Origin of the sequence: Pseudovibrio sp. Ad37 (assembly GCF_001623075.1) — a bacterium.
Classification (GTDB): domain Bacteria; phylum Pseudomonadota; class Alphaproteobacteria; order Rhizobiales; family Stappiaceae; genus Pseudovibrio.
This window is the reverse complement of sequence record NZ_LMCF01000172.1, coordinates 1-12950: the sequence shown is the minus strand read 5'-3', so window position 1 is coordinate 12950 and position 12950 is coordinate 1. Positions and strand designations below refer to the sequence as shown.

Here is a 12950-nt window from a genome sequence, read left to right as displayed (position 1 = left end):
GCCCCATCAGAACTTCAACCTGCCGTAACTTCACAACAATATCTTCAGGTTTGGGGCGCTTGATAGCCATCTATGGTCCTCCGGTTTCCTAACTATAGGCGTGGACCACTTCAAAGGGGGAGGCTCAGTGGGCCATCAGTTTGCGCTCACGGACCACCCGAACAGTGACTACAACATCAAGTATCATTTGCTCACCGTCTCGCATCAGGGCAGTCAGCCGCAGGCCGTGGCTGAGGAGGCTGGCAGTGGCACCACCACTTACAGCGCCGGGTTTGAGGTCATGCCCGCCCGCCTGCCATACCGGCCCAAACTGCTCAAAAAGCCATTAGTGGACGGCCCGCAGATCGCCCATGTCACCGGGCCAGAAGGCGAAGAGATTTACTGCGATGAACATGGCCGGGTGAAAGTCTGGTTCCCCTGGGATCGCCACGGCAAGAAGAACGACACTTCCTCCTGCTGGATCCGCGTGTCCTCCAACTGGGCCGGCGCCAGCTGGGGCCATATCGCCATCCCCCGCATCGGCCACGAGGTCATCGTAGACTTCCTCGAAGGTGACCCAGACCAGCCCATCATTACTGGCCGGACTTACCACAACAACAACCGCACACCGAACAAGCTACCTGACTTTAAAACACGCATGGTCCTGAAGTCAGATAGTCATAAGGCGGAAGGCTACAATGAGCTTCGTTTTGAAGATGAGGGCGGACAAGAGGAAGTCTGGTTCCACGCCCAGAAGTTCCACAACGGAGTTGTTGAGAATAACGAGACCTGGAAGGTCGGGGCCAATCGCCACAAGCGCGTTGAGGGCTCACAGTCTGAATCTATAGGCGGATCAAAGGATATTGAGGTGGATGGCTCACACAGAGAAACCATCTCTGGTGTAAAAAATCTTCATGTGAAAGCGGTTCGCCGCACGCAGGTTGACGCCGCCGACAACGAAAGCATTGCTGATGACAAAACGCTGCAGGTTGGAGGCAACTATACCGCCAAGGTGAACCGTAACATTCGTATGGAAAGTCTGGCGCACCAGCATTACACTGCTCCTGGTACCATCTTTGTTGATGGTGGTGATCAGGTGGTTGTTCGTGCTGGCTCTGCCATCTCTCTCAACGTGGGTGGCAACTTCATTCGTATCGATGCAAGTGGCATCAAGATTGAAGGCACTGTTGTGAATGTCAATTGCGGCGCAGGGGCTCCGGCGACTGGCAAGGATGTGCCATTCATTGAACCATCTGCTCCAGAAGATTATCAAGGTCCCCATGCCGAGCGCTATGCCCGCTCCTTTGAGAAATAGGAGAGGTCTATGTCAGGAAAACCCGCAGCTCGTTTAGGTGACATTGGCTCTGGCCATGATTGTCATTTCCCGCCAACACCTGCCATTGCCGGAAGTCCGAATATTTTCATCAACAACCGGCCTGCTGTAAGGCAAGGGGATGCCTATGCGCCCCATGGCTGTTCACCATGCCCGTCTCCCTCTCATGGCAGAGCATTGGCGGCTGGCAGTCCGACGGTGAACTTCAACAACAAGCAAGCGGGCCGTGTTGGCGATCCCATAGATTGCGGTGGTGCTGACGTTTCAGGAAGCGCGAATGTGTTCATCGGCGCCGCGTCCCCTCCAGGGACACGCAAACCGTTCGCTGAGGAATGTCCATTTGCTAAGGATGCCTCATGACACAGGCAGCTTTATCTATCGATGTAGCGCCAGACACGCTCATCGCGGACAGTGTGAAGGCAAGCCTGTTTGCCAAAGTCACCGATGACATTGCCGCTTATGCGATTATAGATGGACAATGGTGCGAAGATATCTATGGCCGGTTGCTGGGTGAAGAGCATACCAACTGGTGCAGCCTGATTGCTGGAGAACTGGCACAAGAACTGGCCTTGACTGCTCCTTATCTGGTGCGGTTGGAGCAGGATAGCGATCTCACTAACTGGTTGATTGAAGAAGGCTGGGGCAAGGGCTGGGGAATTTACTTCTTAGCCTCAAAATCAAAGGCCAAAGAGCTTTACAGGACCCCGCCCCCGGAAAGTCTGAAGCAGCAAGTAGAGCGCGGGGCTTTTGTTGCTTCGCCAGATATCTCTGAGGACGAAGCCACGGATGTCGTGCTGCTACGACGGCATTTCCGGCGTTACCTACGCGTTGAGTTTGAAAGTGATGGCCGGTTGGTGCGGTTTCGGTTTTTTGATCCAGCTGTTCTGCGCGTCTGGCTGCTCTCTACAAACCCGTCGGAAACGCAGGCTTTCTTCGAGCCAATTACTGACTTCATTGCTGAGGATTGGTGTGAGGAGCCCAGCCTGTGCAATGCCCAGCAGCTCTGGCACTTCGCAGCACCTGCTGCAGGTGAACATTGCAAGACAAACCGTTTTAACATGGGGACGCGCCAACTCACACCCATGACACCAATTACAGAAAGCTCCACACAAACCAACGAACGACCCAAGAGCCACATCACCCTGATCCGTAAGGCTCAGGAGAAGGTGTTTGAGGACATGCAGTGGGAGTTGTTTATAGCAAAAATTGCGCATGATCTCTTGAAGGCAAAAGCCTTGCCGCAAATAGGTGTTACAACCTTTGCTGGTGCACAAGATTTTGCTAGAGATCAAGTTAAAGAAGCTATTGCGAATGGAGTAGAAACTGTTGGTGAATTGAATGAGTATTTAAAACAAACGTATTAATTATAAAAATGACATTATCCGAGGAATAGATGACGAACAAAGAAGATAGAGTTCCAAGATTTACTTTAGCTGGCACTATGTTTGTACTGCTCTTAGTAGCAATTCCGTTTGGGAGTGTGTTATTTGTAGATCTTATATCAATAAATCCTATTTTATTATTTTTTGATGTAATGAAATTAAGTAATATCAAGTATTTATCTGGAGAATATTTGATATTTTATTATAATTTTATTATTTTTATATTGATAGTATGGTATTTTTTTATTATCAGGAGTGGGAATTATAGTTATTTTGCTAAATCTATATCTATTATATTGATGGTAGTATTTCTTGTGAGCGCGCTAATAACACAAATAGTGTTTTCAGGAATGCTTTATACAAGTGAGAATCGTAATGTAACTCCGATAGAGAATAGCAGATGACGGAGCAATTACTAAAAGACAAGCGTTCTATTTGCGAAACCTGTAAATTTGTATTGCGGATTGGCTTATTTTTTGATGGGACCGGCAACAATGCTTACAATGTAAGTACTCGTCTAGCAGGAGGTGAACTGCCGGGCATTGATAATATGCCATTAACTTCAGATAGTTATAAATCAGACTATACTAATATATGGAAACTTCACCGTCTATATCCTTCCTCGCATAGCCAGAAAAACGTGGAAGAGGAAACATACATCTACGGTAACTACTATATCGAAGGAATTGGAACGGACACTGGAAACATTGATTCTCCTAACGGACAAATCTCTGGCAGTGGCGATTATGGTGTATTTGCAAAATCGGAAAAGGGAGCTTCGCAGGCGTGGGAATTTGTAAGTGCATATGCCTCCTATAATATTACTAGTATAATATTACTAGAATTGAAGTTGATGTTTTTGGCTTCTCCCGAGGAGCTGCAGCAGCGCGTCACTACGCTCATGTGCTGAATTTGTTTCAAGCGATCTACGGTCCATATTACAAGACGACGCGACATATGGGATATAACAGAACATGGAGGGGGAAAAGCGCCGCGTAATGTACTTAAAAGTAAGAGGTGATAAATCTCTATATAGCGTATTTCATGAAATCCCAACTAAACTGCAGTTTATAGGCCTATTCGACACTGTTCCTTCTATCTCGTCACCTAGGCACTTTGATTTTTCGCCACAAAATAACGACAACGGTAGTGTTTTACTTCATTTGCCAGTTGGTATTGCGGAAAGAAAGGTCGTTCATCTTACTGCAATCAACGAGCGCAGGAAGAACTTCGCTCTAAAATCGATTTTGTCAAGCCCGGTAGGCTGTGAAGTACCAGAGGTGAAAACCCAAGGCAATCATATTGAAGAATGTCTTTATGGTTCCCATTCGGACATCGGTGGAGGTTATTTGTCGGGGGGGACCGAGGTTGATCTTGGTACAAACCCAAGTGCAGTTGAGCGCGCTATCGACGAAGGGCGGATCGGTTCCGTAGACGATCCGTTTTGTGAAACAACCGATGCCTACTATTCAGCCCAAGTTAAAGAGTGCACCTATGAAGGCGAGAATGGACGAATTACTCAGAAGTCAGTAAATGATGAGATTTTCGAAGCGACTATGCAGCGCGGCTATGTCGATGGGGCGCTCTCACGAATAGCACTACATAAAATGCATGCTTATGCTGTATCCAGTAATGTACCATTAATACCAATCCAGCACGAAGATGAAGTCGGTACGTTGACAGAGCAACCAGCAAATCCCATCCAAGGGCTGACCGATATACCTGATGAGCTAAAATTAATTGACGAAAAGACTCATAATAACGCGCCACTATCTGTGGAAGAGCAAAAGTTACTAAATAGGAAATACATCCACAACTCTGACAAGGATTCTCTAGGGCATGCCCCTACAAAGAGTGGCAAGCGCGTTATCTTTGCTAACTAGAGGTGGATTTAGGCCTGAGTCTCTTAGACAAGATCGTGTAAAATCGATGAGAGGAATTTAAGCGAGTTGCTTTTATAGTATCTAGATGTGTTGAGAATGAACGTAATCAGAAATGGTAGATCATTTGAAAATACAGATTTTTACTATGGAGAAAAGCAACAGCAACTTGAAATTTATTTCGGCGAGAATTGAATACATTATACCTGAGTAGAAAATTATGTATTGAGGCTATAACTGAGATTTTGACATTGAGATACTCAATGTTCTGCGTCAACACTACGTCAACAGCTATATTCGGTTTGAGCTGTATTTGCTCTCCTTTGAAGACGGTGATTATGCCCGAATACCGTATAAGAACAAAAGATAAATCAGAGTATTGTAGGCTAACTTATTGAAAAATAATAATAGTAGAGTTTACTACATTAGAGACTCATAACCTGAAGGTCGTAAGTTCAAATCTTACCCCCGCAACCAAAATTCGTTCAATGAATCAAACACATAATAAAAGCCCTGAACCTCTGGTTCAGGGCTTTTTGCGTTCGCGTCAACACCACGTCAACATTCAAGGCAGTCGGGAGACGCTTCATGAGAAGAGAAGACTAGCAAAAGACGTCGAGTTCCCCTAACGCTCTGTGACGAGACGTGGATTTTAGTCCGGTTGTGAAATGCATGAATTGCACGCACGCTCTGATGCCAATGGGGCTTTCATTAGTAAGCGTAGCCGACAAGCTAAGCGCTCGCCTGAGTATCAGTGGTCTCGGCAATAGAGACTAAGCCGACCCTGGCTGCAGCGCAGAAATCTAGGTCAGCGTCCAAGCCTTTGCTGATGCGTCGGGCCAAGAGTTGCCATTCGAGCAGTTCAACCTTAGATTGAGGTAACTCGTTTAGATAGGGCCACGAACGTCTTGAAGAGTGCTCCATGGTTGTTTCTTGATCATTGGAGCCTAATATAACAGAAGTTCGTTGCCTCCATAACAGTCACCCATCAGCTTGCCAGTCTTCGCAGGTGCAGCATATCGTACCAGCATTAAGTTATCGTTGATGTTACGAAAGCTCTTCCAGAATTGGTACAGTATGCATGTGCGCCTCTATTGCCAATCTTACATTTTTACTCATTGGCATGTTCACGGCTTCTCGCTCCCAATGCTCCCGAAAGAGCTGAACCGTCTCCTTTGCAGCATCAATTGCCATTTTTGGTGGGATTGCGGCCTTGACCGCAAGGTGTGTCAACTCGTCGACCGTAAAGGCTGAGAACACCTTGGCACGACTTATTTTCATATTGGTTGCGTCTCCCGGAATATAGGGCACAGTCGCAACAAAGTCATAGGCGGGTGCCAGCGAGACGTTTCGCCTGTTGGGATAAATCAACGACCAATTCTTCATATGCATGTCGGCGTTGCCGATCAGCATATTGAAGGTCAGGCGTCGTATATATTCCATGATGTCGTTATCATTACCTTCGGCTGCGATCACCTGTGCGATATTTCGGAAGCTGCCACTGCCGTATTTGTCATCGGGGTATAGCCCATAGACTTGCGCGAAGTCTTCAATATGCACACGCGACCCATCAGAGAGACGATCAAAGCGTTCGATTACAAAGGCACGACCTCCGATCTTATCGATGCCTTCAGGAAGGTTTTTAATTGCATCGATGCTAACCAGGTCAATTGCGGGCACATTCAGGCCTATTAGGCTTGCGAGCTTCATCATCGAAAACTCGTTTTCAGGTACACCATTGTATTCGCGCGATGGCAACTTGACGATCCAAGAACCGCCAACGCCAGAGGCGGGTATAGTAAGCCCTCCACTTGCTTCCATCACGGCTGAGAACTTCAGTTGAATGCCAGCCAGAGAGAAGCGTAGCGCGTTCTCACGCTGATGATCACCATGATTATCATCACCACCACCCGCATGAGGCGGCCCAGCTTCGCTATCAGCGGGGGTGATGGTGATTGCACCTGGTAAATCATGACCTAGCGCCCAGAGTAGATAATATTCACGTTCTGGGTTCACGCCTGCCTGCTCTGCTAAATACTTCCGCAAGTGTCCTTCCGGCAGAAGGTTTGAGAAGTAGGGCATAACGCGCTTCTGGTAAGGGCGAAAATCCGTAAGGATCTCACCGTATTCATCTTTGAAGGAGAGTCCTAGTGTCGATCGGTCTTTATCTGCGATATATTCTTCCGTAAAGGCAAAGATGGTGCGATCTCCGCCAAGGTTAGTTAACGTACCGATCAGTTTGTCATAGAGTTTCACGTTCAAAACTGAGGCATTACTCATCTTCGTCTCCATCAAGACGGTAGGCGGGACGCGGCTGGCGTATCTGATTACCGTCAGCTGCACCATGAGCGAGCATGTTACGTAATTTGTTTATCTGCAGTAATGCTTCTTGAAGAGCTGAGGTGCTGCCCAACGTCTCAATCACTTTGAGGTTCTCTCTGACACTACGCAGTACATCGGTGCCCTGGATAAGGTTTGCGAACTGCCGCAGCTCTCGAAACTGACGTTGCAGATCCTCGAAGGCCGAACTATCAATCTTGAGTGTCTTAATGTGCTCGATCTCCTTGGCGATCTGCATAATTTCTTTGCGCACTTCAGGCTTGGCTTGCGGCGCGTTGTTAACGCTGCGAGTAATTGTTCTGACAGCTGGGGCTACCTTGCGCGGAATGAGTGCGAGTTCCAGATCGAGGGCGTTGGCTATAGCTGTAAGGCTGGAAAGCGTTAGATTCACTACACCGCTCTCGATCTTCGAGATGTGTGACTGCGGCACGCCTGCAAGCGCGCTAAGCGCACGTTGACTAAGGCCCTTCCTCTTGCGTGCAGCCTTCAGGTTAGCCGCTAGTTTTTCAATTTCATAATTCATCTGATACATTCCTATATATCAAATAACTCTCTTGATATATAGGAATGTATCAGATCGGAAAATATTTTTCAACTTCTGATCTAATAAAGTATATCTATAAGTAATTTCGATATACTTTATTAGATCAATATCCTGTAGAAATCCAGTGTTTCTGCCGATAGATCACTCACTCACTCATTCAGCAGCAGTTCTGCTAAATCGTCCAGTTTGAGCTTAGTCGCCTTCCAGTTCGGATCATATCGATCCAATAACGCATAGAATGCAGGACTGTGATTGTGCTCTTTGTGGTGACACAACTCATGCAAAAGCACATAGTCGATACAGTCCCTAGGGGCCTTCACGAGAAAAGGATTTAGCTGAACGGTGCCGTCACTTGAACATCCTCTCCAACGCTTCTCTGTCTCCATGAAATAAAACTGCGGACGCTGGTTAACCCAAGGCAGGCGCTCTCCAATGACTTCTAGCCTTTTACCAAGATAAGTCTGCGCACGGACCTTGTACCACCCCCGAAGGCGTCCTCTGATCACCTGAGGATCAACACTCTCTGATCTTACTTCAATGCATCCACCAAGCAATTTTACGCATCGATCCGCCCTCGGAACTTCAAGCACTTTAAGCTTGTATCTGCGCCCCAGATAGAACGCAGTCTCTCCACTGACGTACCTACGCTCCAGAACATGCTCATGGCGTCGCTGAGAGTCTTTTACATGTTCGAAGATCCAACGCCCTCGCCGATTCACGGCAGTCTCTATGGACACCTGAGAGGCTTCGGCAGGCGCTTCCACAATCACCTGACCATCTGGTTCTACATGGATTGTCAGTTTTCGTTTCTTCCCCTTAGTAGCTTGCACCACGTAGGGTATGCGCTCCGTTCCATAGACCAGGACATACTGGAAAGCATCAGAAGTCATCACGGTTCACGCCCTTACGGGTCTTATCCAGGATCTGATCAATCAGCTTGTTTGCCGTTTCCAGACCACCGTACTGCTTAAAGAAATGCGGCAGGAGCTTCTGCTTAATCTGCTGGTAAATTGCCTCATGAGACAATGTATTTGCGGCAACAGCCTCATTCACGATTGTATCGATATGGAGGGCTTCATTTACAAAGTGAATGTCGCCATGGTCATTTAATCCCTTGTCCGCAACAGCAAGTTTGAAGATACCGAAATAAGCTCGTTGATGCTTATTGCCCCTAATAACCTCAGGAATGTCGGGAGCAGCACCTTGGTTGACTGTATCCTGTAGATCTTTGAAGAGGTCATACTGCAGATGTGGGTGGTCGAAGTTTGCTTCCGCTTCTTCGATAGCCTTACGCAACAGTTCGGAGAAGACAGCCTGAGCGTATGGATCATCGTCAAGGTCTTCTTCGATGGTCTTGCGAACCCTGCTGGAGATCGTATCGGCCTCGTTCTTTACCTTTTCGTCGCTCCAGTCCTTCGGGTCGTCGCCATCCTCTGGAAGTTCACCCATCTTATTGACGTCGAGAATACCTTTTGGGTCGTGCACTTTAACGCCAGTGACTTCCCGATCCACCAGATCACGGATTTGCTTTTCGTAGGCTGAATAGTCCACGGTCTCCTGAGCATCCAGTCGCGCATGCGCACGGATCTCCGTGAAGAACTTCAAGTCCTTCTTGTAATTGTCGGTTGTAGCATCCGGGAATGCAGGATCTTTAAAGAATGAAGAGGTTGAAAGGGCAACCTTCAAACACATCCCGAAACTGGTGAGGGCCTCATAGAAGTCTTCGCGAACTTTCTGGGATTGATCGTAAGAGACACCAGCCTCATCCGTCACCATACGCGGAACAAGCACCTGACGGAAGGCTTCGCGGTCCTGCTTGTTTTTCACGCCAGAGAAGATTGCACGGAGCTTTTTGTGCAGGTCTGGCAAACGCTTGTACTCTCCATCAACACGGGAGTATGTTCCTTCCAGATCTTCAGGATCATTTCCTTGTACGGTCTTGGCCGGCATTGCCAAATTGTTTTCTTTTGGTTACCCAACTCCAATGAAGGTTCCGAGTTCCTTTTCCCGCCTGAAAGACTTCCGTTTTCCTCGTGAGGTCATCGCCTATGCCGTATGGGCGTACCATCGTTTTGCAATGAGCACAGCTGACGTTGAAGACCTTCTCGCCGTACGCGGTGTCGTTGTCAGTCCGGAAACTGTGCGATTGTGGGTCAACCGCTTTGGCCGCCATTTCGCCGACTGTGTTCGCACAGACCGTCCGAAACCAAACAACATGTGGCACATGGATGAATGTGTGATCACCATCGGTGGAGTGAAATATTGGCTCTGGCGCGCGATCGACGCCGATGGCGACGTCCTTGACATTCTGGTTCAACCGCGCCGCAACGCCAAGGCAGCCAAGCGATTCTTCCGTAAGCTGGTCAAGCAATTTGGCAAACCACGGGTCGTGGTGACTGACAAGCTACGCAGTTACATCCAGCCGATCCGCTCGCTGGTTCCGGATGCCGATCATCGGGCCCACAAGGGATTGAACAATCGGATAGAAAACTCGCATCGTCCAACCCGAAGGCGGGAGAAGATCATGGGCCGGTTCAAGTCGCCTCAACAGGCACAGAGGTTTCTGTCAGCCCACGACCAAATCAACACCATCTTCCGTCCTCGCCGGTACAAACTTTCCAATCAATCTTACCGCCATGCAAGGTCTGATGCATTCGCCCTTTGGGCTGACTACACAGCTGAAATGGCTGCCTAAAGTCGGCTCAAATTGCCCCTTAGCAACTCATCCAAAACAATTTGGCAATACCGCAACTGCACAGAATATCGTCAGCAGTTTAACATTGACCTTCATTAGATCAGATTTTTTCATGTGTGACCTCAATGAAATGCATCTTGTTAATATTATGAGGGAGAAAGATATTTCTCGCAACACCAACCCAACTGATGGGCTTGCAGCGAGGATCGCTAGATATGTCAGCAACACACCGTCAAAGCGAATTTGAATTTGTGGCACTTGTCGCTCTGACCACATCGCTTGGCGCGCTGTCGATTGATGCAGTTCTACCTGCCTTGCCCGATATCGGCGAGAGTTTTGGAATGGCGGATGGAAACGCGTTGCAACAGATCGTCGGCGTTCTGTTTCTGGGGATGACCATCGCGCAACTGGCCTATGGCCCCTTGTCGGATCGCTACGGACGCAGGCCCGTGCTATTCATCGGCATGGCTATTTTCGTGCTAAGCAGCCTAGCATGCATTCTGGCGGACAATCTGGCCATGATGCTGGTGGGGCGGTTCTTTCAGGGCGTTGGGGCCGCCGCGCTGCGGATCGTACCAATGTCAATCATCCGCGACCGTTATGAAGGGGCAGCAATGGCGCGTATCATGTCCCTGACCATGGCGGTGTTCATCATTGTGCCTTGTGTCGCCCCGATGATTGGGCAGGGATTGCTCACGATGGCAGGATGGCAGGCGATCTTCTGGTTCATGGTGGGAATAACATTGGCTTCGAGCGTCTGGGTTTGGCTTCGCCAACCTGAATCGCTTCCGGTCGAGCGCCGCAGTGCAGGCGGCCTCGCCCCGATCCGCGACGGGCTGCTCGCAACGCTGTCGAACAGAACCACCCGCACTTACACAATAGCAAGCGGGCTGATCATGGGGGCCTTCATGGCCTATGTTATGTCAGCTGAACAGATCTATCGAGATGTCTTTGACGCGGGCGATCTGTTTTCGATCTACTTTGCGATCGGCGCAGGATTTATTGGTATTGCCAGCCTTGCAAACGCTCGTCTTGTTGAAAGCTACAGCCCAGAACGCGTGTGCAGGATGGCCCTTTATGGAATGATCCTGTCCAGCGGGTTGGCATGTGCCATCTCACTGATTGCTTCTCTGCCGCTCTTTGCGTTCCTTGTCTTGATCTCGGTTGTTTTCTTTTGCTTCGGTTTAACGATGGGCAACATGAATGCCATTGCACTTCAACCGCTTGGGCATATCGCTGGATTGGCGAACTCTGCCTTCAGTTTTTTGTCTGGCTGCATTGCAATGATCATTGGGTCCGCAATCGGTGCTGTCTTTAACGTGACCGTAACCCCTCTGCTTTTCGGGATATTCGCAACCAGCCTGCTCTCGCTGCTCCTTCTGACATTTTCAGATCGCATACCCGCCCAGATGAGCGCAAAGCCGACAGTCTTAAAAGGAATCCAAAATGACACTTGATTTCACACCCTATCGTGCAGCGAGTAGAATGGTGCCTCGCATGATCAAATGCATGTATCGCCAGCAGTCTCGCACAATTGCTTGTCCCGACTTGCCCCGCTTGGATGGAAAGACCGTTCTTGTCACAGGAGGCGCGTCGGGTGTGGGAGAGTTCGTATCACGAGGCGCATTGGCGCGGGGAGCCAAGGTGATCTCTATGTCGCGCGGCGTCTCTGAAAGCAAAGGCGCATTGGACAACGTGCTGCAGATCAAATGTGACCTGGCTGATCTTACATCCGTCAGAGACGCCGTTGATCAGTTGAACGGTCAGAAGATTGACATTCTGTTTTGCAATGCGGGCGTTGTCATGAAGGACCGCAAGACGACCGCTGACGGTGTTGAGATGACCTATGCGATCAACGTCCTTGGGCATCACCTGCTGTATCGGCTGCTGACAAAGCTCGGCCTATTCGGCGACTCCCCCCGGATCGTGATGACCTCTGGTGATGCATATGTTGCCGCCAAAGAATGCGTGCCGAACCCGGGAAAATTCAGCATGAACACTGTCTATGGCGGCAGCAAATTGGGCAACTTGTGGCAGGCATTCGAGCTGACCCGGCGCTACCCCGAAATCCATGCGGCGGCTGTACATCCCGGTGGAATCATGAGCGGGTTGGGCGACATGAACCCCAAGGGGATTGCACTTTGGCTCCTCAAGAAAGTCGCCATCAATGAAGAACAAGGGGCGCAGGCGTCTCTCATTGCGGCAACGCAAGATCTTCCAACCGGTGCCTACTGGCACAACGTGTGCGGGATCATGGAGCTCCCCAAAGGGGATGCCGGCCTAGACAGCCAGAAAGCGGCTGACTTGTGGGACCAGCTAGAAGCCTTCTGCGCTGACTACCTGGCCTAGTGGGCACATAGCTGCATATTTGGGCGGGGCATTATCAACCAAAGACAGCTATTTCGCTATATTAGGCTATTTATGCTATCCTGTGTCAATCGTGAGATGAGAGGTATGCATGTCAGAAACATTGTCTTTAGTTCTGGAGTCCATTCGTACTTTAGATGATATGGTTCTGGCTTTTCAGAGCGAGGACAAATGCCGTCAGCTTGTTGAGAGCATGGTATGGCCTAAAGGGCGGATTTGCCCTGCATGTGGCTATAAGCATTCGATCTCACTTGCTGATCGAGATAGTGGCCGAGGACGATTACGACCAGGCTTGTATCAGTGCTCAAACAGTCATTGTCGCTTCCAGTTTACAGTCACCACGCGCACGCCGTTGCATGCTACCAAGCTCCCGTTGCAGATCTGGTTGAAAGCAATGTGGCTCATTTTACAGTCTGATAAGGGCCTGTCT

General features: G+C 49.1%; 14 protein-coding genes. 10 read left to right on the top strand and 4 right to left on the bottom strand.

The genetic code is table 11. The annotated features are described in order from the left end of the window. The first annotated feature begins 127 nt into the window (after positions 1–127). The 6 genes from tssI to PsAD37_RS20600 all read left to right on the top strand — a co-directional run bounded on the left by tssI (position 128) and on the right by PsAD37_RS20600 (position 4577). A complete protein-coding gene (gene tssI / locus PsAD37_RS20625; RefSeq protein ID WP_208992004.1) occupies positions 128–1294 on the top strand; it encodes a type VI secretion system tip protein TssI/VgrG in 1167 nt (388 codons plus the stop codon). 9 nt (positions 1295–1303) lie between these two features. Beyond that, the gene (locus PsAD37_RS20620) at positions 1304–1672 is read left to right on the top strand and encodes a PAAR domain-containing protein (RefSeq protein ID WP_082596416.1); all 369 of its coding nucleotides are present in this window, start codon (positions 1304–1306) and stop codon (positions 1670–1672) included. Next, entirely contained in the window at positions 1669–2676 is a 1008-nt protein-coding gene (locus PsAD37_RS20615) for a DUF4123 domain-containing protein (protein WP_063297741.1), read from the top strand. The genes PsAD37_RS20620 and PsAD37_RS20615 overlap by 4 nt, the downstream gene beginning before the upstream one ends. Before the next feature lie 29 nt (positions 2677–2705). Then, the gene (locus PsAD37_RS20610) at positions 2706–3098 is read left to right on the top strand and encodes a hypothetical protein (RefSeq protein ID WP_063297740.1); all 393 of its coding nucleotides are present in this window, start codon (positions 2706–2708) and stop codon (positions 3096–3098) included. Next, positions 3095–3604 (top strand): DUF2235 domain-containing protein, encoded by a 510-nt coding sequence (locus PsAD37_RS20605; protein ID WP_063297739.1) that lies wholly within the window; start codon positions 3095–3097, stop codon positions 3602–3604. Before PsAD37_RS20610 ends, PsAD37_RS20605 begins: the two co-directional genes overlap by 4 nt. 64 nt (positions 3605–3668) lie before the next feature. Further along, the gene (locus tag PsAD37_RS20600; protein ID WP_063297738.1) at positions 3669–4577 is read left to right on the top strand and encodes a phospholipase effector Tle1 domain-containing protein; all 909 of its coding nucleotides are present in this window, start codon (positions 3669–3671) and stop codon (positions 4575–4577) included. 1044 nt (positions 4578–5621) lie between these two features. Here the strand turns inward: PsAD37_RS20600 and PsAD37_RS20590 are convergent. The 4 genes from PsAD37_RS20590 to PsAD37_RS20575 all read right to left on the bottom strand — a co-directional run bounded on the left by PsAD37_RS20590 (position 5622) and on the right by PsAD37_RS20575 (position 9408). Next, positions 5622–6854: a type II toxin-antitoxin system HipA family toxin gene (locus tag PsAD37_RS20590; protein ID WP_063297736.1), complete on the bottom strand. Its 1233-nt coding sequence runs from the start codon at positions 6852–6854 to the stop codon at positions 5622–5624. After that, on the bottom strand, positions 6847–7437 hold the full coding sequence (locus tag PsAD37_RS20585) for a helix-turn-helix domain-containing protein (RefSeq protein ID WP_084407998.1): 591 nt from the start codon (positions 7435–7437) through the stop codon (positions 6847–6849). Before PsAD37_RS20585 ends, PsAD37_RS20590 begins: the two co-directional genes overlap by 8 nt. A gap of 170 nt (positions 7438–7607) precedes the next feature. Then, positions 7608–8348: a M48 family metallopeptidase gene (locus PsAD37_RS20580; protein ID WP_063297734.1), complete on the bottom strand. Its 741-nt coding sequence runs from the start codon at positions 8346–8348 to the stop codon at positions 7608–7610. Next, a complete protein-coding gene (locus PsAD37_RS20575; RefSeq protein WP_063297733.1) occupies positions 8338–9408 on the bottom strand; it encodes a hypothetical protein in 1071 nt (356 codons plus the stop codon). Before PsAD37_RS20575 ends, PsAD37_RS20580 begins: the two co-directional genes overlap by 11 nt. A gap of 34 nt (positions 9409–9442) precedes the next feature. On the opposite strand from PsAD37_RS20575, the gene PsAD37_RS20570 reads away from it, so the two are divergent. The 4 genes from PsAD37_RS20570 to PsAD37_RS20555 all read left to right on the top strand — a co-directional run. Further along, positions 9443–10153 (top strand): IS6 family transposase, encoded by a 711-nt coding sequence (locus PsAD37_RS20570; protein WP_063297732.1) that lies wholly within the window; start codon positions 9443–9445, stop codon positions 10151–10153. A gap of 215 nt (positions 10154–10368) precedes the next feature. Next, positions 10369–11610: a multidrug effflux MFS transporter gene (locus PsAD37_RS20565; protein ID WP_193778314.1), complete on the top strand. Its 1242-nt coding sequence runs from the start codon at positions 10369–10371 to the stop codon at positions 11608–11610. After that, on the top strand, positions 11600–12502 hold the full coding sequence (locus PsAD37_RS20560; protein WP_084407996.1) for an SDR family NAD(P)-dependent oxidoreductase: 903 nt from the start codon (positions 11600–11602) through the stop codon (positions 12500–12502). The genes PsAD37_RS20565 and PsAD37_RS20560 overlap by 11 nt, the downstream gene beginning before the upstream one ends. Positions 12503–12611: 109 nt before the next feature. Further along, a partial coding sequence (locus PsAD37_RS20555) for a transposase (RefSeq protein ID WP_193778247.1) occupies positions 12612–12950 on the top strand: 339 nt, incomplete at its 3' end.

Bases quoted from the DNA above. Each gene is read 5' to 3' on its own strand.
- PsAD37_RS20620 (WP_082596416.1), top strand. From the start codon at position 1,304: ATGTCAGGAAAACCCGCAGCTCGTTTAGGTGACATTGGCTCTGGCCAT.
- PsAD37_RS20615 (WP_063297741.1), top strand. From the start codon at position 1,669: ATGACACAGGCAGCTTTATCTATCGATGTAGCGCCAGACACGCTCATC.
- PsAD37_RS20610 (WP_063297740.1), top strand. From the start codon at position 2,706: ATGACGAACAAAGAAGATAGAGTTCCAAGATTTACTTTAGCTGGCACT.
- PsAD37_RS20605 (WP_063297739.1), top strand. From the start codon at position 3,095: ATGACGGAGCAATTACTAAAAGACAAGCGTTCTATTTGCGAAACCTGT.
- PsAD37_RS20600 (WP_063297738.1), top strand. From the start codon at position 3,669: ATGGAGGGGGAAAAGCGCCGCGTAATGTACTTAAAAGTAAGAGGTGAT.
- PsAD37_RS20590 (WP_063297736.1), bottom strand. From the start codon at position 6,854: ATGAGTAATGCCTCAGTTTTGAACGTGAAACTCTATGACAAACTGATC.
- PsAD37_RS20585 (WP_084407998.1), bottom strand. From the start codon at position 7,437: ATGAATTATGAAATTGAAAAACTAGCGGCTAACCTGAAGGCTGCACGC.
- PsAD37_RS20580 (WP_063297734.1), bottom strand. From the start codon at position 8,348: ATGACTTCTGATGCTTTCCAGTATGTCCTGGTCTATGGAACGGAGCGC.
- PsAD37_RS20575 (WP_063297733.1), bottom strand. From the start codon at position 9,408: ATGCCGGCCAAGACCGTACAAGGAAATGATCCTGAAGATCTGGAAGGA.
- PsAD37_RS20570 (WP_063297732.1), top strand. From the start codon at position 9,443: ATGAAGGTTCCGAGTTCCTTTTCCCGCCTGAAAGACTTCCGTTTTCCT.
- PsAD37_RS20565 (WP_193778314.1), top strand. From the start codon at position 10,369: ATGTCAGCAACACACCGTCAAAGCGAATTTGAATTTGTGGCACTTGTC.
- PsAD37_RS20560 (WP_084407996.1), top strand. From the start codon at position 11,600: ATGACACTTGATTTCACACCCTATCGTGCAGCGAGTAGAATGGTGCCT.